The sequence below is a fragment of the Chryseobacterium proteolyticum genome (assembly GCF_046591535.1).
Taxonomy (GTDB): domain Bacteria; phylum Bacteroidota; class Bacteroidia; order Flavobacteriales; family Weeksellaceae; genus Chryseobacterium; species Chryseobacterium proteolyticum.
This window is the reverse complement of the sequence record NZ_JBJLWK010000007.1, coordinates 165,843-187,575: the sequence shown is the minus strand read 5'-3', so window position 1 is coordinate 187,575 and position 21,733 is coordinate 165,843. Positions and strand designations below refer to the sequence as shown.

Genomic DNA, 21,733 nt, shown 5'->3' with positions numbered 1-21,733 from the left:
TTTAATTTTTAGTAATTAAATCTTTAATTTACTCCTCCAATCTTACGTCTAATCCAAGACCTTGTAACTCGTGAAGCAATACATTGAATGATTCCGGAATACCTGGTTCAGGCATAGACTCACCTTTTGCAATAGCTTCATAAGTTTTTGCTCTACCAATCACGTCATCTGACTTCACAGTAAGGATCTCTCTAAGGATATTGGATGCTCCGAATGCTTCAAGAGCCCAAACCTCCATCTCTCCGAATCTCTGACCTCCGAACTGAGCTTTACCTCCTAACGGCTGCTGAGTAATCAATGAGTAAGGACCAATAGAACGTGCGTGCATTTTATCATCTACCATGTGTCCTAGTTTCAACATATAGATAACCCCAACAGTAGCAGGCTGAGTAAATCTTTCTCCGGTACCTCCGTCATAAAGGTGAGTGTTACCGAATTTAGGAAGACCTGCTTTTTCTGTGTACTCAGTAATCTGCTCAAGACTTGCTCCATCGAAGATTGGTGTAGCGAACGTCATTCCTAATTTCTGACCAGCCCATCCAAGAACTGTTTCATAAATCTGTCCGATGTTCATACGGGAAGGTACCCCAAGTGGATTCAATACGATATCTACCGGTGTTCCGTCTTCAAGGAATGGCATATCTTCTTCACGAACAATTCTGGATACAATCCCTTTATTACCGTGACGTCCTGCCATTTTATCTCCTACATTCAGTTTACGTTTTTTAGCAATATAAACTTTAGCTAACTTCATGATACCTGCAGGAAGCTCATCCCCGATAGAAATTGCAAATTTCTCACGGTTTTTAACCCCTTGGATATCATTGAACTTGATTTTATAATTATGAATCAATTGCTTGATCAATTCATTTTTATCGTTATCAACAGTCCAATCTGCTCCGCTAACATTAACATAGTCTTCAACTGAAGTCAATAATTTATGAGTAAACTTCACTCCTTTTCCGATAATTTCTTCGTCAAGGTCATTATGAACCCCTTGAGAAGTTTTACCGCTTACAAGAGTATTTAATTTTTCAATTAAAGTATTTCTCAATTCATCAAACTTAGCCTTGTAAGTGTTTTCAATTTCTTCAAGTTTAAGTTTTTCTTCAGTTCTCTTCTTTTTATCTTTAATATTTCTTGAGAACAATTTTTTGTTGATCACAACACCTCTTAATGAAGAATCTGCTTTTAATGAAGCATCTTTTACATCACCGGCTTTGTCACCAAAAATCGCTCTAAGAAGTTTTTCTTCAGGAGTTGGGTCGGATTCACCTTTAGGTGTGATTTTACCAATCATAATATCACCAGGCTTCACTTCAGCACCAATTCTGATCATACCGTTTTCATCAAGATCCTTAGTCGCTTCTTCTGAAACGTTTGGAATATCTGCTGTTAATTCTTCCATACCTAATTTGGTATCACGAACTTCAAGAGAGTATTCGTCTACGTGGATTGATGTAAACCAGTCTTCACGAACAACTTTTTCATTGATTACGATCGCATCCTCGAAGTTATATCCTTTCCAAGGCATGAACGCAACCACCAAGTTTCTACCAAGAGCTAATTCTCCGTTTTCAGTAGCATAACCATCACAAAGTACCTGTCCTTTTTCTACTGTTTCACCTACTCTTACGTTTGGTCTCAGAGTAATCGTTGTACTTTGGTTGGTTTTTCTAAACTTAGTTAGGTTATATGTTTTAGTAGCTGATTCGAATGATACTAAATCTTCGTCATCGCTTCTTTCATATTTAATAGTGATCTTATCTGCATCTACATACTCTACAGTACCTGTACCTTCAGCGTTGATCAAAATTCTTGAGTCTCTTGCAACTTGTTGCTCAAGCCCTGTACCCACGATCGGAGCCTGTGGCTTCAATAGAGGAACGGCCTGACGCATCATGTTAGATCCCATCAATGCACGGTTCGCATCATCATGCTCAAGGAATGGAATTAATGAAGCCGAAATACCAGAGATCTGGTTTGGTGCTACGTCGATAAGATTAACCTGAGAAGGTTCAACTACCGGGTAATCTCCATCCAGTCTTGCAATAATCCTGTCTGTAACGAATTCACCGTTGTCATTCAATTCAACGTTTGCCTGAGCAATTACTTTATCTTCTTCATCTTCTGCATTAAGATAGATAGGAGCTGCATTAAGATCAATCTTACTGTCTTCTACTTTTCTATATGGAGTTTCGATGAAACCTAAATTGTTAATCTTTGCATAGATTCCCAAAGAAGAGATCAAACCAATGTTTGGCCCTTCCGGAGTTTCAATCGGACAAATTCTTCCATAGTGAGTATGGTGAACGTCACGAACCTCGAAACCTGCTCTTTCTCTTGATAAACCACCAGGCCCTAGTGCAGATAATCTTCTCTTGTGAGTAATCTCTGACAATGGGTTAGTCTGGTCCATGAACTGAGAAAGCTGGTTGGTACCAAAGAATGAATTAATTACAGAGGTTAAAGTCTTAGCATTAACAAGATCAAGCGGTGTAAAGATTTCGTTATCTCTAACGTTCATTCTTTCCTTGATTGTTCTTGCAATTCTTGAAAGACCAACACCGAACTGACCTGCTAATTGCTCACCAACAGTTTTAATTCTTCTGTTTGATAAGTGGTCGATATCATCAACTTCTGCTTTAGAATTTACCAATTCGATCAAATGTCTTACAATCGCAATGATATCTTCTTTAGTAAGAACTTCAGTTGTAGTAGGAATATTAAGACCTAACTTTTTGTTCAATCTGTAACGTCCTACTTCTCCTAATGAGTATCTCTGCTCAGAGAAGAATAATTTTTCAATAATTCCTCTAGCGGTCTCCTCATCTGGCGGATCTGCATTTCTTAACTGACGATAGATGTATTCTACCGCTTCTTTTTCAGAGTTGGTAGGGTCTTTTTGTAATGTATTCTGGATGATAGAGAATTCATTGCTGTTTTCTTTGTGAATCAAAATAGATTTCACACCAGCATCAAGAATAAGATCTAAATGTTCTTTTTCAAGAATAGTCTCTCTGTCCAGGATGATTTCGTTTCTCTCAATAGAAACAACTTCACCCGTATCCTCATCTACGAAATCTTCGAACCATGTGTTCAATACTCTCGCAGCTAATGTTCTTCCTTCTACTTTTTTAAGAGCAGCTTTAGATACTTTCACTTCTTCCGCAAGGTCGAAAATCTGAAGAATATCCTTATCAGATTCAAATCCGATAGCTCTAAGTAGGGTAGTTAATGGTAATTTTTTCTTACGGTCGATATACGCATACATTACGCTATTGATATCCGTAGTAAATTCCATCCAAGATCCTTTAAAAGGAATAATTCTTGAATAATACAGTTTGGTTCCGTTTGCGTGGTAAGTCTGCCCGAAGAATACACCAGGAGAACGGTGTAACTGGGTAACAATAACTCTCTCAGCACCATTGATGATGAAAGAACCACTAGGCGTCATATAAGGAACCGGCCCTAAATATACATCCTGAACTACTGTTTGGAAATCCTCATGCTCAGGATCTGTACAATACAACTTAAGTCTTGCTTTAAGAGGAACTGAATACGTTAAACCTCTTTCCACACACTCGTCGATTGAATAACGTGGAGAATCTACCAGATAATCTAAGAATTCCAATACGAATTGGTTTCTTGAATCTGTAATTGGGAAATTTTCCTGGAAAGTCTTGTGAAGACCTTCTTTTTTCCTGTCTTCAGGAAGGGTATCAAGCTGGAAAAACTCCTTAAAAGACTCTAATTGGATATCCAAGAAGTCTGGAGTGATAATTTTTCCTTTTGCTGATGAGAAATTAATTCTCTGATTCCCCCTAATTGATGCTGCTGTTTTACTCATAAAACTTTTAAGAAGGGTTAAAAAATATTTTGATTTATAAAAAAATATCAGAAGAAGACAAAAAGAGAGAAGAGGTAAGAGCAAGAATAAGTGTGAAAATTTTGGCGCAATTATCGGTCTTTATTCTTTGTTCTTTATTCTAAAAGTCTTTAATCCAACTTCTAACTGCAACACTGGTATATCTTTTCACAGCGTAATGCAAAATATTTTTAATACTTTTGAGGCAGAAACGCCGCAATATCTATAAACATAAAATCCCTTTCATTACCATGAAAGAGTTGATTTACAATATTTTATAGATTTACAAACAATTATTAGCGCCAAAAGAGGAGCAAAGATACAAAAAGTTATCCACATTCACAACATTTATTCTATAATATATTAACACAAACTATATTACAGATGTCCTCAATGTAAATAAGCAGTAACAATTAGTACTCAAATCTACTCAATACTGCTTACAATAACCAGTAGATCAATCTATCTACTTGATGATTCTATTCCATAAAAAAACCCGGACCGAGGTCCAGGTTTATATTTGTAAGGTAAATTGAATTATTTCAATTCTACTTCAGCACCAGCTTCTTCTAATTGCTTCTTAAGAGCTTCAGCCTCGTCTTTAGAGATACCAGTTTTGATTGGAGCAGGAGCACCATCTACGATATCTTTAGCTTCTTTAAGACCAGCACCAGTTAAATCTTTTACTAATTTAACGATAGCTAATTTAGAAGCACCTGCAGACTTAAGAATTACGTCGAATTCAGTTTTTTCTTCAGCAGCTTCACCTGCACCTCCACCTGCAACTACTACTGCAGCAGCAGCTGGCTCAATTCCGTACTCATCCTTAAGGATAGCAGCTAATTCATTTACGTCTTTTACTGTTAAGTTTACTAGCGTTTCAGCTAAATTTTTTAAATCTGACATTGTTGTAATGTTTTTTGTTGATTATTTTATTTAATTTTTTGAGTCTAATTATTCAGCACTTGGAGTTTCTTCAGTGCTTTCTGCAGCAGGAGCTTCAGGAGCTGCCTCAACAGGAGTTTCTTCTACAGCAGGTGCAGCAGCTTCTTCAGCTTTAGCTTCTACTGTTTCAGGTTTGTTTTGAAGAGCAGAAACAACTCTTTGAATTGGAGATTGAAGTAATCCGATGATTTCTCCGATCATTTCTTCTCTAGACTTGATATTAGCAAGTGCACCTAGATTTTCGTCTCCAACATAGAAAGTTTCCTGAAGATAAGCAGATTTTAAAGCCGGCTTTTCTTCTTTCTTTCTGAATCCTTGGATTAATTTTGCAGGAGCATTTGCTGTTTCAGCAATCATAATCGCAGAATTCCCTTTGAAAGTAGGGAACATTTCAGAGTAATCTACTCCGTCAATCTGCTCCATTGCTTTTTGTAAAAGTGTATTTTTTACCACTTTTACTTTGATATTTTGTTTGAAAGCCTGTCTTCTGAAATCTGAAGACTTAGCAGCGTTCAACCCTTCTAAATCTGCTACGTATACTACTTTTGCATCCTGAAGCAAATCTTTGATCTCTTGTATTGCTACAACTTTTTGGTCTTTTGTCATTGTCTTAAGGATTTATATTAGTTTACAGATTTTGTATCAATTGCAATACCCGGGCTCATTGTAGAAGACAAATAAATGCTTTTTACATATGTACCTTTAGCAGCAGTTGGCTTCATTTTGATCAATGTCTGGATTAATTCCTGAGCATTTTCTTTGATCTTAGCAGCATCGAAAGATACTTTACCAATACCTGCATGGATAATACCATATTTATCTACTTTGAAATCAATCTTACCTGATTTTACTTCAGTTACTGCTTTACCAATTTCCATTGTTACAGTTCCTGACTTAGGGTTTGGCATAAGACCTCTTGGTCCTAATACTCTACCTAAAGGTCCTAATTTACCCATAACAGCTGGCATAGTAACGATCACGTCAACATCAGTCCAACCATCTTTGATTTTTTGTAAATATTCGTCAAGACCTACATAATCAGCTCCAGCTTCCTTAGCTTCAGCTTCTTTATCTGGTGTTACAAGAGCTAATACTTTAACATCTTTACCAGTTCCGTGAGGAAGAGATACTACACCTCTAACCATTTGGTTTGCTTTTCTTGGATCTACACCCAATCTTACAGCGATATCTATAGAAGCATCAAACTTTGCAGTGTTTACTTCTTTCACAAGAGCAGAACCTTCTTCAAGATTGTAAGCTCTTCCTTTTTCTACTTTGCTTAAAGCTTCCTTTTGCTTTTTTGTTAATTTTGCCATTTCTCTAAGTTTTAAGCGTTAGTTGGTTTAGCTCCTGTTACTCTCAATCCCATAGATCTAGCAGTACCTGCAACCATAGAAAGAGCAGAGTCCAATGTAAAACAGTTAAGGTCTACCATTTTGTCTTCTGCGATTTTCTTTACCTGATCCCAAGATACAGAACCTACTTTGTTTCTGTTTGGTTCTCCGGAACCTCCTTTAATTTTTGCAGCATCCATTAACTGAATTGCAGCTGGAGGAGTTTTAATTACGAATTCAAAAGATTTGTCTTCGTATACAGTAATTACTACTGGCAAAACTTGCCCAGGCTTATCCTGAGTTCTTCCGTTAAATTGTTTACAAAACTCCATGATGTTTACACCGGCAGAACCTAATGCAGGACCTACTGGTGGAGACGGGTTTGCAGCCCCTCCCTTCACCTGAAGCTTTACCATTTTAAAGACTTTTTTAGCCATTTTTTGTTTTTTAAATTTGAATAATTAATGAGTTTGGAAGCATTTATTATTCAGCAGGTTACCGCACTCACATATAGTAAACCTACTTTTCGGACTGCAAAATTATAAAATATTTTTGAAATAGCAAATGGAATCGATTGATTTTTAGAAAGTTTTTACAGAATTTTCAAGAATAAAAAATTCTATTTCTGACTGTAACCCATATCAATAGAAGAAAAAAACCATATCCTTTACTAGAATATGGTTTCTTATTTTAAAATTATTTTTTTCTAAAACCCTGATGGTTTATTAATTGTTTGTGCAGATCCATTTGTTCCGCCAAGATCAGTATTAATATCGCCGATATTCTGCTTAGTGATCAATCGCTTATAAACCATTAAATAAAACTCTACAGTAAAGTTATTATAAGTTCTGGAAGGATTAGCTGATGTAAAAGCAATTAACTTGCTGTCTGTAAATCCGGCCTTCAAATGCCAGGTACCATTGCTTTTAAATGCAACCACATTAGGAGACCCCTGTGCATTATCATTAATACCATTATCTTTATAATCCAAAGCAACACTGGTTGTTCCGTCATTAAGCTTAAATGAATAGTTGTGAGGAACCAAAAGGAAGTTATCGGCATCGATCTTTGTATCATAATCCGTAATTCCTGCACCTGGTACCCCTGTAAGGGTAAGTTTAATATAATTAAACAACCCGCTGCTCTCCAGATTAGGATCATATATCTGCAATGAATTTTGAGAAGTAGCCAGAAAGTGACCTCCCGTAGTGGTTGGTTCCCCCGGATTTCTCATATATAAGGAATTTGTAAAGGAATCCCCGTTTACGTCCAGTGTTTCCGTTGGAGTTGTTGTTTTGATTCCTACATTTCCGGTTTGTGCATGCATGATTATTCCCATGCAAGCCATACTGATGATATACAATTTCTTTTTCATAAGTTTTTTATTGAAGTCCTGCTGGGGTGTTAGTTGATACTCCTGAATATCCTGGTGAAGCCGAAGCTGAAACCGATCCGGTAAATGTGCCCCAGTCTTTAATCAATGATCTTTCGTATACATTCAAAGTTAGTGTCCATGTTCCATTTTTAGAAGACACAGTTCCCGCACCTTTAAAAGAAAGGTTAATGCCATGATAAGTGTTGGCTCCGCTCACAACCTTAGTTATCTCCGTAGAATAAGCTCCATATGATTTTGGAGTGGTGGAAGTATTTGCTGCTGAAACAGCGTCACTAAATACGGCACCAGTAATAGCGACTACATATTTATTAGCATCCAATCCAGTATTCAGGTTAACAACTTCATCTTGTTTCACATTTTTCAGGATAACATTGTATGTGTTTACGGGAGCTACATCTCTCAGTGAAATATCAAGCATCTTAACTTTACCAACAGGCGTGGTATCCTTTGACCTTGTAAGAAGAAAATAATTTCCTGTCGCAGGAGAATTTGTGGTATCTATAATGTAAGATTCAACCAATGTTCCTCCTACAACATCTAAAGTTCCCTGAGGATTGCTTGTATTGATTCCCACCTGAGCTTTGGTAGCCATGAAGGCATAAGCCATAAAAAATAGTATGGTGATTTTTTTCATTATGTAAATGTTTTTATTGGATTAAAGGAGATGATGCAGATCCTGTAGTGGAAGCACCCATCGCTTGTGTTTTATTGATTTCTTTAGCGTAAGCTCTGTCGAATACCAGTAAGTTAAGAGTCCACTCTCCTGCCGGCAAATTGGAAGCGGGAGCAAAACCTTGGTAGTCTGCCTTTAATTTCCACGTTCCATTATTATAGTAAGCATATATCTGTGGAACCGGAGTTATCCAGTCCGGACTATTGGTTCGTACCGGTTGCGTAAAACCAAAAGAAGAGATAACCACCAGAAACTTATCTGAATTGATCTTCGTATCATACTGGTTAACCCAATCCTTATCTCTCGGATCACAGGCTATCTTATACTGGATAAGATTAATTGGTGCCGGTGAATTGGGTACAAAAGAATCATTGTATGCGGTAATCTTGTTTTCAGGAGCGGGAGACTTAATGATAAAAGTATAGTTTTCAGTGGCTCCTAATTTCTCTATCGGATCTTTAAAAAACATTCCGGATGTTTTCATTGTTCCGTTTACAGATAGTTCTTTTTCGGGCGTTTTAGTATTAATACCCACTTTTCCTGTAGCCTGTGCATTCATCAGTACAATGGTACTTGTACAAAGTACCATCGAAATAATTTTCGTCATTGAATTAGTGTTTAAATTAGTGTTAAAAAAACAATCCAGGAATTCAGAACAATGATCCCAACCTAGTATAAGGTTAAAAATCACCACATTAGAAAGCCATTTATGTTTTTCGGAGATATACTTCACAATAAGTATGCCACACAATTTATTTTTTAATCTAAACATTTAGTTTTAATTAAATAACTATGTGAAACACGCTTGGATAAAGCATAAAATAAACAACAAACTTATTTTAACTTAAAACAACATTATTTCTGAGAATCTATAAATATCTGAAATAAATAAAAAAAGCCACTCTAGATCTAGAGTGGCTTATATATTATAAGTATTTATTATACTTTTTCTACTTGCATGTAGCTAAGTTCCATTGGAGTTTTTCTACCAAAGATTAAAACAGAAACTTCAATTTTCTTTTTATCTTCCAGAATTTTTTCAACTGTTCCATTGAATCCGTTGAAAGGTCCGTCAATTACTTTTACGTTCTCTCCAACTACATATGGAATTTCAAGGTCGGTAGCAAATTCTGATAACTCATCCATTCTTCCAAGCATTCTGTTAACTTCAGACTTTCTCATGGGAACAGGGTCTCCCCCTTTAGTTAAGCTTAAGAATGATATTACCCCTGGAATATTCTTAATAATGTGAGGTATTTCCCCCATTAAATCTGCTTCAACCATTAAGTAACCAGGATAGTAAGGTCTTTCTTTAGGAACCTTTTTTCCATTCCTAAGTTGAATAACCTTTTCCATAGGAATCACTACCTGAGTAACGTACTGCTCAAAGCCTAAGCGTTTGATTTCTGTCTCAATGTAGTTTTTCACTTTATTTTCCTGTCCGCTGATTGCTTTCAGCACATACCATTTCAATTCGCTCATTATGGGAAAATACTTTTTTAGTTGAACACGTTAATTAGCATTCCTATTATGTTGCTTATTGCTTTTGAAAACAATTCGTCAACTCCAAAGGTAAATAATGCCAGAATAACTGTTGCAATAGTAACTACAATTGTAGATGATTGCAGATCAGCCCATTTTGGCCATTCAACTTTATGTCTGAATTCGTTATAAGAACCTTTTAAAAAATCGATAAATGAACTCATAATTATTATTTGCACGGGCACAAGGATTCGAACCCTGATCAACGGTTTTGGAGACCGGTATCCTACCATTGGACGATGCCCGTAGATTAAAGCTCCGTAAAGAAATTCCTTACGGAAGCTTTATTTATTTAAGATATTAATCTAAGATTTCAGTAACCTGACCAGCACCAACTGTTCTACCTCCTTCTCTGATCGCAAATCTAAGACCTACGTTAAGAGCGATTGGTTGTAACAATTCTACAGTGATTGTTAAGTTATCACCAGGCATTACCATTTCTACACCTTCTGGTAAGAAGATCTCACCTGTAACGTCAGTAGTTCTTACGTAGAACTGAGGACGGTATTTGTTGTGGAATGGAGTGTGACGTCCACCTTCTTCTTTAGAAAGGATATAAACCTCAGCTTTGAATTTTTTGTGTGGCTTAACAGAGTCTTTCTTAGCGATAACCATACCTCTCTTGATGTCAGTTTTTTCAATACCTCTCAACAATAGACCTACGTTATCACCAGCTTCACCTCTATCTAGGATTTTTCTGAACATCTCAACCCCTGTAATTGTAGAAGTTAATTTTTCATCACCCATACCAACGATATCTACAGGATCACCTGTGTTGATAACACCAGCCTCGATTCTACCAGTTGCTACAGTACCTCTACCTGTAATAGAGAATACATCTTCAATTGGCATCAAGAATGGCTTATCCTGATCTCTTACAGGAAGCTCGATCCAAGTATCAACAGCATCCATTAATTCTTCTACAGTTTTGAACCACTGATCATCAGTTTGAGGAGTAGCAGCTGTAGCAGCAGTAAGAGCACCAAGAGCAGAACCTTGGATTACTGGAGAGTTATCTCCGTCATATTCGTAAGTAGATAATAGATCTCTAAGTTCAAGCTCAACAAGCTCTAATAACTCAGCATCATCCACCATATCAACTTTGTTCATGAACACAACAATTCTAGGTACGTTTACCTGACGGCAAAGTAGGATGTGTTCTCTTGTTTGAGGCATTGGTCCATCAGTTGCAGCACATACTAAGATCGCTCCATCCATCTGAGCAGCACCAGTTACCATGTTCTTTACGTAATCCGCGTGACCTGGACAGTCAACGTGAGCATAGTGTCTGTTTGCAGTTTCGTATTCGATGTGAGCAGTATTAATAGTGATACCTCTTTCTTTTTCTTCTGGAGCAGAGTCAATTGCAGAGAAGTCTTTTTTCTCAGCAAGACCTTTACTAGCCAATACAGCACTGATCGCTGCAGTAAGAGTAGTTTTACCATGGTCAACGTGACCAATAGTACCAATGTTCAAGTGTGGTTTGTTACGATTAAACGTTTCCTTTGCCATGATTTAAATTATTTATTTATTGTTTATTCAAATTTTCGGTGTGCAAATATAATGAATTTTTAAATACTAAAATCTTTTTTCTCAAAAATTTTAATATTCAAATCCAAAGAATTACAAACCTAACTATACTTCGATGTATTGAAGTGCAAATTTACACAAATTTCTCGATTGAAAAAATCCTCACAACCGTTTTCTTTAAAATCTCAACTATCTGATTAATTCTGAATATTATAGCAGATTAAAAATAATGAATAGGCGAGTAAATAAGAAAAAGATTTCATATAATTTTAGATTCTGGTTGGTGAAAAAATCACTGAAGAATATCGTAAAAAAGATTCTTATCGATTTATTGACAATAAGAAATCCCGGAAGGTTCATTCCGGGACTTTTTAAATTTTATGTAAAACCTGAAAAACATTATCATTTGTAACCTTTTTTATCAGATATACTTCTCAACGACCGGATAAAAAGATATCCCCCAAAAAGGAAAGATCCTCCCAAAATAATTAAAGATGAAGCATAAGCAGACCCAAACAGGCTAAAGAATTGATTAAAAATGTAATTGATCGCATTACAATCAAAAAAGATAATAAGTAAAAAGTATAGAATCACAAATGCAATTCCCAACAACTTATAGTTAGGCCGGAATACAGCCTGCAAAAAGTTTTTGATTTTCATTTTAAATGTTGAAGGTAATACCCTTGTGGGAATAAACAACGCATAGAATCCTACAGCATAGGTAAATGCTATATTAAACATCAAAAGAACATTTAAATGAAAAAACAAAGTTATTAATATCATCAATCTGAAAAACTTCGGCTTTAAAAAAGCAATAATAAAAACTGATTCAAAAATTACAGTACTATAGTCCAGAAATTCCCAGAAAAACCGGGAGTTGATCTTATCAAACGTATCAGACATCAAATCATGCCACCCTACTCCATATCGGTATTGATAGAAAAATATCTGTGTGCTCTGTATATCCGTATTAAGCCAGCCTCCTAAAATTTTAGCAAGGCCAGCCGTAAAAATTCCAAATCCTAAAAACATGCTAAGCAGAAACATTGGCCAGGATCTCGAAAGTATATCGGTTTCTTTTTCAGGCTCCGGAAAAAAACTATAAGTAGTATTCCATGGTGAAAAAGCCATCACAACAATAGGTAGGGCATAAACAAAAGTATGGTCAATTTTACCAAAAGAAAAAGCGTAATTACTGGTTATAAGGTAAATGACCATATAAGTTATGGCAAATCCCCTTGGCTTAAAGCCTATTAAAATAAGTAACAGGCACAGATACATGCCGTAATAACAAACCGTAAAAAACCATGACGCGGGAACAGTATCCGTAAAAGATAAAATGCTTATTGGTGGCTGCATCGCACTAGCAGGAATATAAGATACCCAATCTGCATTGGAAATCCCCATCCATAATAAGTACAAAGAGAAAAAAATTCTGTAAAAAGCTAAAAATTCGTAACTAGGCTTATAGCTTGTAAAGACCAGTTTTTTAATTTTTTCAATCATTATGTTTGTTAGAACTTGAAGTTGATCAATGTGTCTTTTGTTATCCGGTTAGTAAGCTGTTTCGTCGCAATGTCAAAATCCTTATTTTCATTGGTAACGAGGATCTCCGTGACCTCTTTATCCGGAAAATTTTCTTTCAATTTTTTGATAACAAAAGCCTTACTTTCTTCCAAATTAACTTTTTTAATATTTCTGTTAAGAATAGATTTTTTGAGTAAATACAATTCCTTTTTATAAGTTGGTAAAGAATTGATTCGTGCATCAAGTATCGGATATTCTTTGGGAAAAAGCAGATTTTTAATCAATGTAACCTGAATGGTTCTTGGAATTTTCTCTCCCAGATAACTATTTTTCACTAAAACAGTATTCGTTCCGTCTTTAAAAAAAAACCTGAGCAGTGGTTTTTGTAAATGTAATATATCTTTCTTCTTTAACCGGAAGAGAAGCAAACCCAGGAAAGTTAAATGACGGATAGGGTTCTTCCAGACTTATTTTAAAAAATAATTGAAGAGGTAGAAGTATACCAAAGAATCCAAACAACAGGAGTATATTATTCTGATAACGTTTCATCAAGGGGATTATAGTGTTTTAATGAGGGAATGTGTTTATTATGTTTGCAAATATAATTTTTTTTTTCAATTCGTCAAAGTAAATTGAAGCCTGTAAAACATATGTTTACAGGCTTCAAATATTTTACATCATATTCAGCAGTCAATTAAATTGACGTTGATTTTTTAGTTCTGTTGAAAATCCAGAAAATAATTGGAAAAATAAGTAAAGTAAGTACCGTAGCTGTAATTAATCCTCCAATAATAACAATCGCCAGAGGTTTCTGAGATTCAGAACCAATACCTGTAGATAAAGCTGCAGGTAAAAGCCCTATAGATGCCATCAAAGCGGTCATGATGACTGGTCTTGTCCTGGATTTCACTCCGGTCATTATTGCTTCATCCAATGCCAGACCATTTTTAATATTTTGGTGGAATTCACTAATAAGGATTACTCCATTCTGTATACAAATTCCCAAAAGTGCAATCATACCCACACCTGCAGAGATCCCAAAGTTCATTCTCGTTACATGAAGTGCTATGATTCCACCGATTAATGCAAACGGTACATTAGCAAGTACCAAAAGAGAATCTTTTATGTTTCCGAAGAGTATAAACAACAGGAAGAAAATCATGAGGATACTCACAGGAACTACCTGTGCCAGGCGATGAGAGGCTCTTTGCTGATTTTCAAACTGCCCGGTCCATCCTATAGAATATCCTTCTGGAAGCTCTATTTTAGCTACCTTTTTCTGAGCATCGGCAATTGTGCTTCCCAGGTCACGGTCACGGATAGAGAATTTTACACCAATGTATCGTTTGATATCATCTCTGTAAATGAATGCTGCCCCATTATTCTTAACAATATTACTTATTTCCTTTAGCGGTATTTTTGCCCCATCTTGTGTAGGAACCATCAATGAAGCAATATCATTTTCATCTTTTCTATACTCCTGGGAATATCTCAATCTTATTGGAAATTTACGCTCTCCATCAAACATTTCGGAAGCTGTTTTACCTCCAAAAGCCATCTCAAGAACAGCCTGTGCGTCAGCAGGCATTACACCGTAGGCTGCCATTTTATCTCTATCCAACACCACACTTACCTCCGGCTGGCCTATATTCTTTATGATTCCCGGATCTTTTACTCCATCTACATTTTTTATTTCTTTCAGAACCTCTTCAGCCAATCGATCCAAAGTCTGAAGATTATCCCCATAAATCTTGATCCCGTTTTCGGCTTTGAAGCCGGCTACCGCCTCAGCAACATTATCAGAAATAGGCTGTGAATAATTAAATGTGATTCCCTGATAATTTCTTAGTTTATTATCAATCTCTTTGATCAGTTCATCGTATGAAATTTTCCGCTTCCATTCTTCCCGGGGTTTCAAATTTACAGCGAATTGAACAAAACCAAATCCATTAGGATCTGTTCCGTCATTACTTCTCCCAGTTTGTGCAAGAACATCTGTAACTTCCGAAAAGCTCATAATATCTTTCTTCAAAAGATCTGCGGTCTTTAAGGATTCTTTCAGAGAAGAGCTCATTGGCATTTCGGCGGTGATCCATAAAGATCCTTCATTAAGCTGTGGCAAAAATTCAGTTCCCAGAAATTTCCCCGAAAACAAAGTAACGACCAAAAATGAAATGGCAACGATTAAGCTCATCTTCTTATGTTTAAAAGTATAACGAAATCCTTTTAAAACAATCCGGTCCCAGAAGTTCACAAAAGGATTATTTTTTTCTTTTACATTCTTATTTAAAAGGATATGGGTAAGAACGGGTACTAATGTTAAAGTAAATATTAATGCTCCTGTCAAAGCAAATCCCAATGTAAATGCCAGAGGTGAAAACATCTTACCTTCCACTTTCTGGAATGAGAAAATAGGGATCAAAGAGGTAATGATAATAAGTTTGGAAAAGAATATCGCTTTACCCAAGCCTGTTCCTGTTTGTTTTATCCATCCTCCTTTAGCCAGTTTATTGAACTTCTCCATTCCATATTTATGGGCTTTATGATCAAGCATTACAAAAATACCTTCTACCATGACGACGGCTCCATCAATAATAATCCCAAAATCCACAGCACCTAATGAAAGAAGGTTCGCACTCATTCCCGCAAGCTTCAGACATAAAAACGCAAATAATAATGACAATGGAATAATAATAGAAACAATCAACGTAGTTCTCCAATCTGCCATAAAAATCAGAACCATTACAGTAACAAGCACAATTCCTTCGATAAGGTTATGCATTACGGTACGGGTTGTGAAATCCATCAGGTTATCCCTGTCATAGAATGTAACCATCTTCACATCTTTCGGAAGAATTTTCTCATTAAGCTCTTTGATCTTGGCTTTTACACCTACCAAAACTTCACGCGGATTTTCCCCTTTTCTCATTACGACAATACCTTCCACCGTGTCTTCGTGGTTATTCAGTCCTGCCTGTCCTACTCTTGGCATTGAGCTTTCATGAACATCAGCAACATTTTTTACCAAAACAGGGTTACCGCTATCATTTTCAATCGTAATATTTCCAATATCAGCTACCGATTTAACCAAACCGATTCCCCGTACTACATAAGCCTGTCCGTTCTTTTCAATAACATCTCCTCCCACATTCAAATTGCTCTTTGTAACAGCATCGTAGACCTGAAGCGGGGTCAGGTTGTATTTATCCAATGCCCGCGGATCAATACTTAATTCAAAAACTTTATCCTGTCCACCAAAAACATTAATATCAGCCACACCTGGCACTCCCCTTAAAGCACGATCCACTACCCAGTTTTGCAGGGTTAATAATTCCCGGGAATTTTTGTTTTTACTCTCCAGTGTGTACCTGAAAATCTCACCGGTTGGTCCGTAGGGTGGTTGTACTTCGGGATCTACCGCATCAGGAAGGCTTATAGTTCGTAGTTGGTTATTAACCTGATTTCTGGCAAAAGTATCGTCCACCCCATCATCGAACAGAATCTTTACAATCGAAAGACCAAACATGGTGGTACTTCGTACACTTGTCTTTTTCTGAACCGGACTCATTGCCAATTCTATGGGTGTCGTTACAAAACGTTCTACTTCTTCTGCGCTTCGTCCGTTCCATTGGGTGATAATCACAATCTGGGTATTGGTTACATCCGGAAATGCTTCAATCGGCATGTTTTTGAAACTGATAAAACCCGAAATGGCCAAAATTGCGACCCATATGAAGGTGAACGCTTTATTTTTAAGCGAAAAAGCAATTATATTTTTAATGAATTTATTCATAATAGTTTAAATTGATGACTCGAAAAGCCGTTTAAAAAAATGACTTTGATTTAGTTATTAAGAGAACGATAAATCAGCAATTGATTCTCTGTAATTACCTGTTCCCCCTCAACTAATCCATCAGATATATATGTTGTATCGCCTACTTGCTTCAAAACCTTAACTTCTTTAACCTTGAGATTAGTTCTGGATTTAAAAACCACCACAAAACTTCTGTTATCATCAAAAATAACCGCCTTGGAAGGAACCGTTAATGCCATATCATTTTCGGAAGTTGAAACTTTGATTGTTGCTTTACTATCAGGAATCAGCAGCCCGCTTGCATTGTCCAAAACAACTCTCGCCTGCATGGCGTTGGTTTGAGGATCGATAATTTTAAATATTTTATCAATTTTCCCATAAAACACCTTGTCAGGATATGACAATGTAGAAACTTCAGCCTTCATTCCAAGACTTATTTTATCAATATCCGATTCATTAACGTTCATAATTGCCCATACATTGGTTGTATTGGCTACGTCAAAAATATTATCACTCCTATCTGTTCTAAGCTGCATATCCTTATTGATATTTTTTTGAACAATGTATCCACTGATAGGAGCTAAAACATTATAGATATTTCCTTTTTTCACATTATAAACCGTACTTATCGCACTCGCTCTCTGCAGTTGGTCCTGTGCCTTTTGCAGCTGGCTCTTGGCTTCCAGAACATCTCTTTCAGTATTAAGCTTACCTTCGTACATTTCCTTGGCAACACGAAGATTGTTCTGAGCAACGACCAGATCCGTTTTTGCATCACTTACATCTTTCTGTACCTCAGCAAGCTCAGTACTTCTGATTGTCGCCAAAACCTGACCCTTCGTTACATGATCACCCAATTCCACATTGACACTTAAAACATTTCCTCCTACCAAAGGGTATACATCGATGTAACTGTTTTGATCTGCGGATATTTTACCGTAAAAATTATAATTATCCTCAATGTACTTCTTCTCAACTTTTGCAAGGACGATCGATTTAAGCATAGTATTGCTTAGTTCAAAACCTTTCGGCATTGCCACTTTCTGTTCTTCTTTTTTTTGAGCAGGACAATAATGCAATGGCTACCAATAATACAATTATATATTTTTTCATTTTTTTAATAGAAGATTTTAGTTTGTACTAGCTGATTAAGTTGTTCAGCCGATTGGATGATATCATTTTTCATATCATAGATCTGAAGGGCTGTTTGTCTGTAACTTTCCATAAAGTCAGTAAACTCAATAAGGCTTACATTTCCCTTTCTGAAATTGTTTAACATCCCATTATAAACAAGATCCAGATTATTGAGATCTGTTGCTTTAATTTCTGCTAATTGATCATATTGATTTTTCCATGTCCTGTACAAGGATTGTACTTTTGTTTCCAAATTGAGTTTTTGATACTCTGCATTTTTTTGGTTCTGTTGGATAGCGTAATTTGCTTTTTCAACATTTCCCTGATTGCTTTTCCATAAGGGTAATGGAATTCCTACCATTAAATTGATCTCATTTCTGAATGTTCCTCCATTCTGATCCCATCCGGCTCCCACATTAATATCCGGAACATTTAATGATTTCTGCCATTGAGCATAGAGTTTGCTATTATCAATTAACTTCATGTTATATTGATAATCTGCATTATTCTCCAATGCTTTTCGCTTCAGATCTTCTTCATCTCCGATGGGTTGGGTAGCCAAAATTTCCCGTGCCTCAGCCTCAGAAAGTTCAGGTTCTATATCTTCCGTAATTCCGGTTAAAACTTTTAAATTTTGTTCAACATCCAGAATATTTTTATTGATTTCTACTTTGTCGTTATTTAGCTGAATTACAATACTCTGCAGCCTCACCTCATCTTTAAGCGATACATTTCCCTTTGCAGACTGGACCTTATAAGCGCTTAAAAGCTCTTTCATATAACCCAATTGCTTGTTGATATTTTCCAACTTCAATTTTTGGAAGTAGAGATTGTAATAAGTAGTATGCAATTGTGTTTTGAGGTCAACGAGAAGTTGGGAAAATTGAAGTTGAGCCAGTTCTTTATTAGATTTTGCAAATGCAATCTCATTTTTCTTTTTTCCACCCATATGAATGAGCTGGGTAACCTGTGCTCCCTTTGCGTGTCCAACATCAAACACTTTCTTACCTTCAGGATTATAAGCATTGATCTGCCCGCTCAATTGTGGAAGATCCCAGATCTTAGCCTGTAAAATATCAGCATCGGCCATGTTGATATTATACTGCTGGGCGAGCAGCTGAAGGTTGTTCGTCTGGAAAGCTTTTTCACAATCCAGAAGAGACATTTGCTGTTGTGCTGTCATGAATGAGGAAATGACAACAAACAATCCTGCAATTTTGTTCATTCTTTCAATTTTATGAAAACAAAAGTGCTAAGACATGATTAAAACGAACTTAAATGAGCCTTAAAAAAAAAATTAAATTTTAGAAAATATCACACTAAACTTGTTAATATTTTCCGATGGCGAAGAGTAAATAATATCTGCACCATGGTATTCTAAAATTCTTTTTACAATCCGAAGTCCCAATCCGGAACCCGAAATATTCTGTGCATTATTCCCCCTCATAAAAGCCTCAAATAATTTCGACTGTTCATTCTCAGAAATTGTACTCCCCTGAGAAATAACATCCACAATCAGTTTTGAAGCAGTTTCAGTAATGAGAACATCTACTTCAATATTATCCGAATAAACCGCCGCATTTTTGAACAGGTTAATAAATACGATGTCCAGCAATGATTGTATTCCTTTTATAGTTAATAATGCTTGTTCTGAAGTTTCTTCAGAAATTAAAAAATCCATTTTCAGATCCGGATAACTTTTTTCTACTGTTTCGAAGGAACTGAATATAACTTCATCAATCCTTACTTCTTCATATAAACTTTGAATGTTCTCTTTGTCAAATTTAGTCAGAAGCAGCAGGGAATTAGTCAGGTCAGATAATTGATAAACATCTTTCTGAATCTGCTTTAATGAAGATAAGGTCTCCGGAGAATGCTGTTCGAACTTGATCAGATTCTCCAACTGGAATGCCATTCTTGTAATAGGCGTTCGGATCTCATGCGAGGCACTCGCCGTGAAATCTTTTTGCGATTGAAAAACATCGTTCAACCGTACAATCATGGTGTTAAATGATTGTGCTAATATACTAATTTCATCTTGTGATTGTTGTACGGGCACTTGTGTAGTTAACTTATGTGCGGTAACCTCTGAAATCTCTTTATTAAGATCTTCCAGGGGACGTAGAAACTGCCCCATAAAATAATAACTGAAAAGCCCAATGAGAAGCGTACTCATTACATAAGCCGTAACAAGCAAATATTTTAAATAAGATAATTTGGATTTTCCATTGCTGTCGTAGGCACTGGTTAGAATATAGTAGTTTTCTCCTTTTATATTTTTAAGTGCAGCATATATTTCGGGAATGGTTTTCTCGGTGTATATCGTTTTTCTTTGATCCAGCTCTTTTAATAAGGCAGCATCCCAGGTAACATTCCGGTCTTTTATTGTACTATAGATTAATTCTTTGTCTGCATTAAAAATCAAGATTTTCTCATTGAGAAGGATATTATCTGCATTTTCATTGAAAAAAAGAGGAGCTTCAGCTTCGAAGTTTTTAGATTCGGAGATAAAATGAGAGGTAAACTCGAGTCTTTGGCGAAACCTTTCTTTAAATTCATCTCTTCTAAAATCATTAAAAGACATATATATAATCATCATCACTATACCAAAAAGTAGTGAGAAGGCAATACTTAAATTTAAAGCAATCTTCCTTTTTAATGACATTTATAGTGGACTTAAATAATATCCAAAGCCTGATCGGGTATGAATAAGTTTAACTTTAAAATCTTTATCGATTTTCTTTCTTAGAAAATTAATATATACCTCAACAGTATTTGTATTTGTATTAAAATTGTGTTCCCATACATTCTCCGTAATCTGTTGTTTGGATACCGTTCTTCCCTGGGCTTCTGCCAGGTAAGCTAACAATTGAAATTCTTTCAGAGTTAGGGTAATTTCGTTTCCTCCTCTATAGACTTTTTGTTCAGTCTTATTGATGATGAGATCATCAATTCTTATGATTTCCTGATCTGAAGTATCTACCGGCATTTTTCTCCTCAAAAGAGAATTTACCCTTAAAAGTAGTTCTTCAAACTGAAAAGGCTTGACAAGATAATCATCAGCAAGTCTTGTAAAGGCATCTTTCTTATCAGAAAGATCTCCATATGCCGAAATAATGATGATAGGTGTATTTTTATCGAATGAACGAATGGTTTGGCAAACATCCAATCCGTTTATTTTGGGAACATTAATATCCAGTAAATAGAGATCGTACGAATTATTTTTTATCTGACGAAGAAAAGTCTCACCATCATAAATCTTATCACATGAAAAATTGTTTGATTCCAAAAACTTACAAAGTTCCGCGGAAAGAATGAGGTCGTCTTCTAATAAAAGTATATTCATCAAAAAATATTTATACGAATTTAACGAAAATTTTTATGATTTTTAAGGAAAATCATCTGCAGATGATTGAAATGAAAAGCATCAGAAAAAAGAATATATTTTATTAACAGAAAATACATTAAACAAAAAAATCCCGAAACAATTCGGGATTAAAGCCAGAGCCAACTACGGGACTTGAACCCGTGACCTCTTCCTTACCAAGGAAGCACTCTACCGCTGAGCTAAGTCGGCATTAAGCAAAAAAATCACACTTTAATAGCATGATTTTTTTTGAGCGGAAGACGGGGGTCGAACCCGCGACATTCAGCTTGGAAGGCTGACGCTCTACCAACTGAGCTACTTCCGCAATTTTGTTTCCAAAACTATTGGTAAACGCTGTGCAAATCTATAAAAAACCTTTTAAATCTGCAAGTTTTTTTTCAAATATAAAATGTGGGAAGAGCAGGATTCGAACCTGCGAAGCCGAAGCAACTGAGTTACAGTCAGTCCCATTTAGCCACTCTGGAATCTTCCCTCATGTTTATATTAAATTGAGCCTCCAGAGGGATTCGAACCCACGACCCCGAGATTACAAATCACGTGCTCTGGCCAACTGAGCTATGGAGGCAATTTAAACTGTCTGAG

19 protein-coding genes and 5 tRNA genes are annotated in these 21,733 nt (G+C 36.1%); all 24 read right to left on the bottom strand.

All coding sequences use genetic code 11. The features are described from left to right. Window positions 1–28 precede the first annotated feature (28 nt). The 24 genes from rpoB to ACJ5H0_RS21970 all read right to left on the bottom strand — a co-directional run bounded on the left by rpoB (window position 29) and on the right by ACJ5H0_RS21970 (window position 21,716). Window positions 29–3,850, bottom strand: a complete 3,822-nt coding sequence (gene rpoB / locus ACJ5H0_RS22085) for a DNA-directed RNA polymerase subunit beta (protein ID WP_172280662.1) — start codon at window positions 3,848–3,850, stop codon at window positions 29–31. A gap of 555 nt (window positions 3,851–4,405) precedes the next feature. Continuing rightward, complete coding sequence (rplL, locus tag ACJ5H0_RS22080) at window positions 4,406–4,774, bottom strand: 50S ribosomal protein L7/L12 (RefSeq protein WP_143884219.1); 369 nt, start codon at window positions 4,772–4,774, stop codon at window positions 4,406–4,408. Window positions 4,775–4,822: 48 nt separating this feature from the next. Further along, entirely contained in the window at window positions 4,823–5,419 is a 597-nt protein-coding gene (gene rplJ / locus ACJ5H0_RS22075) for a 50S ribosomal protein L10 (RefSeq protein ID WP_411252058.1), read from the bottom strand. Window positions 5,420–5,436: 17 nt separating this feature from the next. Continuing rightward, window positions 5,437–6,129 (bottom strand): 50S ribosomal protein L1, encoded by a 693-nt coding sequence (rplA, locus tag ACJ5H0_RS22070; protein WP_411252057.1) that lies wholly within the window; start codon window positions 6,127–6,129, stop codon window positions 5,437–5,439. Between the two features lie 11 nt (window positions 6,130–6,140). Further along, a complete protein-coding gene (gene rplK, locus ACJ5H0_RS22065) occupies window positions 6,141–6,584 on the bottom strand; it encodes a 50S ribosomal protein L11 (protein ID WP_089027865.1) in 444 nt (147 codons plus the stop codon). A 269-nt stretch (window positions 6,585–6,853) separates the two neighbouring features. Then, window positions 6,854–7,522 (bottom strand): hypothetical protein, encoded by a 669-nt coding sequence (locus ACJ5H0_RS22060; RefSeq protein ID WP_273649584.1) that lies wholly within the window; start codon window positions 7,520–7,522, stop codon window positions 6,854–6,856. 7 nt (window positions 7,523–7,529) lie between these two features. After that, on the bottom strand, window positions 7,530–8,177 hold the full coding sequence (locus ACJ5H0_RS22055; RefSeq protein ID WP_345991844.1) for a hypothetical protein: 648 nt from the start codon (window positions 8,175–8,177) through the stop codon (window positions 7,530–7,532). A 13-nt stretch (window positions 8,178–8,190) separates the two neighbouring features. After that, window positions 8,191–8,823: a hypothetical protein gene (locus ACJ5H0_RS22050; RefSeq protein ID WP_273649588.1), complete on the bottom strand. Its 633-nt coding sequence runs from the start codon at window positions 8,821–8,823 to the stop codon at window positions 8,191–8,193. A gap of 332 nt (window positions 8,824–9,155) precedes the next feature. After that, on the bottom strand, window positions 9,156–9,698 hold the full coding sequence (nusG, locus tag ACJ5H0_RS22045) for a transcription termination/antitermination protein NusG (protein WP_034687398.1): 543 nt from the start codon (window positions 9,696–9,698) through the stop codon (window positions 9,156–9,158). A 17-nt stretch (window positions 9,699–9,715) separates the two neighbouring features. Further along, complete coding sequence (gene secE, locus ACJ5H0_RS22040) at window positions 9,716–9,922, bottom strand: preprotein translocase subunit SecE (RefSeq protein WP_172280674.1); 207 nt, start codon at window positions 9,920–9,922, stop codon at window positions 9,716–9,718. A gap of 12 nt (window positions 9,923–9,934) precedes the next feature. Next, a tRNA-Trp gene (locus ACJ5H0_RS22035) sits at window positions 9,935–10,005 on the bottom strand. Window positions 10,006–10,058: 53 nt separating this feature from the next. Beyond that, complete coding sequence (gene tuf, locus ACJ5H0_RS22030; RefSeq protein ID WP_172280676.1) at window positions 10,059–11,270, bottom strand: elongation factor Tu; 1,212 nt, start codon at window positions 11,268–11,270, stop codon at window positions 10,059–10,061. Window positions 11,271–11,690: 420 nt separating this feature from the next. After that, window positions 11,691–12,794: a hypothetical protein gene (locus tag ACJ5H0_RS22025; protein ID WP_411252056.1), complete on the bottom strand. Its 1,104-nt coding sequence runs from the start codon at window positions 12,792–12,794 to the stop codon at window positions 11,691–11,693. 8 nt (window positions 12,795–12,802) lie between these two features. Further along, a complete protein-coding gene (locus ACJ5H0_RS22020) occupies window positions 12,803–13,150 on the bottom strand; it encodes a hypothetical protein (protein ID WP_411252055.1) in 348 nt (115 codons plus the stop codon). Window positions 13,151–13,172: 22 nt separating this feature from the next. Further along, window positions 13,173–13,364: a hypothetical protein gene (locus tag ACJ5H0_RS22015; RefSeq protein WP_411252054.1), complete on the bottom strand. Its 192-nt coding sequence runs from the start codon at window positions 13,362–13,364 to the stop codon at window positions 13,173–13,175. A gap of 145 nt (window positions 13,365–13,509) precedes the next feature. Continuing rightward, a complete protein-coding gene (locus ACJ5H0_RS22010) occupies window positions 13,510–16,608 on the bottom strand; it encodes an efflux RND transporter permease subunit (protein WP_411252053.1) in 3,099 nt (1,032 codons plus the stop codon). Window positions 16,609–16,658: 50 nt separating this feature from the next. Continuing rightward, window positions 16,659–17,663, bottom strand: a complete 1,005-nt coding sequence (locus ACJ5H0_RS22005) for an efflux RND transporter periplasmic adaptor subunit (RefSeq protein ID WP_411252052.1) — start codon at window positions 17,661–17,663, stop codon at window positions 16,659–16,661. 83 nt (window positions 17,664–17,746) lie between these two features. Further along, window positions 17,747–18,988 (bottom strand): TolC family protein, encoded by a 1,242-nt coding sequence (locus tag ACJ5H0_RS22000; protein WP_411252051.1) that lies wholly within the window; start codon window positions 18,986–18,988, stop codon window positions 17,747–17,749. Window positions 18,989–19,060: 72 nt separating this feature from the next. Then, window positions 19,061–20,428, bottom strand: coding sequence for an ATP-binding protein (locus ACJ5H0_RS21995; protein WP_273649603.1), 1,368 nt, complete (start codon window positions 20,426–20,428; stop codon window positions 19,061–19,063). Beyond that, window positions 20,429–21,109, bottom strand: a complete 681-nt coding sequence (locus ACJ5H0_RS21990) for a response regulator transcription factor (protein ID WP_172280689.1) — start codon at window positions 21,107–21,109, stop codon at window positions 20,429–20,431. A 159-nt stretch (window positions 21,110–21,268) separates the two neighbouring features. Continuing rightward, a tRNA-Thr gene (locus ACJ5H0_RS21985) sits at window positions 21,269–21,340 on the bottom strand. Window positions 21,341–21,382: 42 nt separating this feature from the next. Further along, a tRNA-Gly gene (locus ACJ5H0_RS21980) sits at window positions 21,383–21,455 on the bottom strand. An 87-nt stretch (window positions 21,456–21,542) separates the two neighbouring features. Further along, window positions 21,543–21,623: transfer RNA gene (locus ACJ5H0_RS21975), tRNA-Tyr, on the bottom strand. Window positions 21,624–21,642: 19 nt separating this feature from the next. Next, window positions 21,643–21,716: transfer RNA gene (locus tag ACJ5H0_RS21970), tRNA-Thr, on the bottom strand. Between the last annotated feature and the right edge of the window lie 17 nt (window positions 21,717–21,733).

Excerpts from the sequence above, each read along its gene's own strand:
- rpoB (WP_172280662.1), bottom strand. The coding sequence starts at position 3,850 with ATGAGTAAAACAGCAGCATCAATTAGGGGGAATCAGAGAATTAATTTC.
- rplL (WP_143884219.1), bottom strand. The coding sequence starts at position 4,774 with ATGTCAGATTTAAAAAATTTAGCTGAAACGCTAGTAAACTTAACAGTA.
- rplJ (WP_411252058.1), bottom strand. The coding sequence starts at position 5,419 with ATGACAAAAGACCAAAAAGTTGTAGCAATACAAGAGATCAAAGATTTG.
- rplA (WP_411252057.1), bottom strand. The coding sequence starts at position 6,129 with ATGGCAAAATTAACAAAAAAGCAAAAGGAAGCTTTAAGCAAAGTAGAA.
- rplK (WP_089027865.1), bottom strand. The coding sequence starts at position 6,584 with ATGGCTAAAAAAGTCTTTAAAATGGTAAAGCTTCAGGTGAAGGGAGGG.
- ACJ5H0_RS22060 (WP_273649584.1), bottom strand. The coding sequence starts at position 7,522 with ATGAAAAAGAAATTGTATATCATCAGTATGGCTTGCATGGGAATAATC.
- ACJ5H0_RS22055 (WP_345991844.1), bottom strand. The coding sequence starts at position 8,177 with ATGAAAAAAATCACCATACTATTTTTTATGGCTTATGCCTTCATGGCT.
- ACJ5H0_RS22050 (WP_273649588.1), bottom strand. The coding sequence starts at position 8,823 with ATGACGAAAATTATTTCGATGGTACTTTGTACAAGTACCATTGTACTG.
- nusG (WP_034687398.1), bottom strand. The coding sequence starts at position 9,698 with ATGAGCGAATTGAAATGGTATGTGCTGAAAGCAATCAGCGGACAGGAA.
- secE (WP_172280674.1), bottom strand. The coding sequence starts at position 9,922 with ATGAGTTCATTTATCGATTTTTTAAAAGGTTCTTATAACGAATTCAGA.
- tuf (WP_172280676.1), bottom strand. The coding sequence starts at position 11,270 with ATGGCAAAGGAAACGTTTAATCGTAACAAACCACACTTGAACATTGGT.
- ACJ5H0_RS22025 (WP_411252056.1), bottom strand. The coding sequence starts at position 12,794 with ATGATTGAAAAAATTAAAAAACTGGTCTTTACAAGCTATAAGCCTAGT.
- ACJ5H0_RS22015 (WP_411252054.1), bottom strand. The coding sequence starts at position 13,364 with ATGAAACGTTATCAGAATAATATACTCCTGTTGTTTGGATTCTTTGGT.
- ACJ5H0_RS22010 (WP_411252053.1), bottom strand. The coding sequence starts at position 16,608 with ATGAATAAATTCATTAAAAATATAATTGCTTTTTCGCTTAAAAATAAA.
- ACJ5H0_RS22005 (WP_411252052.1), bottom strand. The coding sequence starts at position 17,663 with ATGCCGAAAGGTTTTGAACTAAGCAATACTATGCTTAAATCGATCGTC.
- ACJ5H0_RS22000 (WP_411252051.1), bottom strand. The coding sequence starts at position 18,988 with ATGAACAAAATTGCAGGATTGTTTGTTGTCATTTCCTCATTCATGACA.
- ACJ5H0_RS21995 (WP_273649603.1), bottom strand. The coding sequence starts at position 20,428 with ATGTCATTAAAAAGGAAGATTGCTTTAAATTTAAGTATTGCCTTCTCA.
- ACJ5H0_RS21990 (WP_172280689.1), bottom strand. The coding sequence starts at position 21,109 with ATGAATATACTTTTATTAGAAGACGACCTCATTCTTTCCGCGGAACTT.